This window comes from Ferrovum myxofaciens, from assembly GCF_000735045.1.
GTDB lineage: Bacteria > Pseudomonadota > Gammaproteobacteria > Burkholderiales > Ferrovaceae > Ferrovum > Ferrovum myxofaciens.
This window is the reverse complement of record NZ_JPOQ01000525.1, coordinates 1-391: the sequence shown is the minus strand read 5'-3', so window position 1 is coordinate 391 and position 391 is coordinate 1. Positions and strand designations below refer to the sequence as shown.

At 52.2% G+C, this 391-nt stretch carries 1 pseudogene; it reads right to left on the bottom strand.

The features are described 5' to 3' along the window. Positions 1-120: 120 nt before the first annotated feature. Positions 121-270: pseudogene (locus tag IV91_RS17615) on the bottom strand (BrnA antitoxin family protein); the annotation flags it as partial. Between the last annotated feature and the right edge of the window lie 121 nt (positions 271-391).

Below are 391 nucleotides of genomic sequence, written 5' to 3'. Positions count from 1 at the left end.
CATCATAGCCATAAAGCAAATCATGTGCAAACACGCGCTATCGAACAAGGAAAATGCTGACAAATAATTACCCCTGCCAGAATTTCGTGTTGCAGTTTGTAGATAGCCGTGACAGTCACATTAGTGGTCGTGCGCCTCGTTGATCTCCTCGACCATCGCCTTGCGCAAAATCTCATTCAGGCGAGTCTGATAGCCCTTGCCTTTCGACTTGAGCCACAGCATCACGTCCGAATTAACCCTCACCGTAGTGGAGGTCTTGGTAGGCTTTTGACATCCTCCCCGGCATGAATGCCGGAGATTCCTACGGCGCTACACAAGGGCAAGCCCCTGTGTAGTCGCTTCGGCGGGTTCCTGCTTCACGGAACGGCCTGATTGCGCCAATTCTCCACAG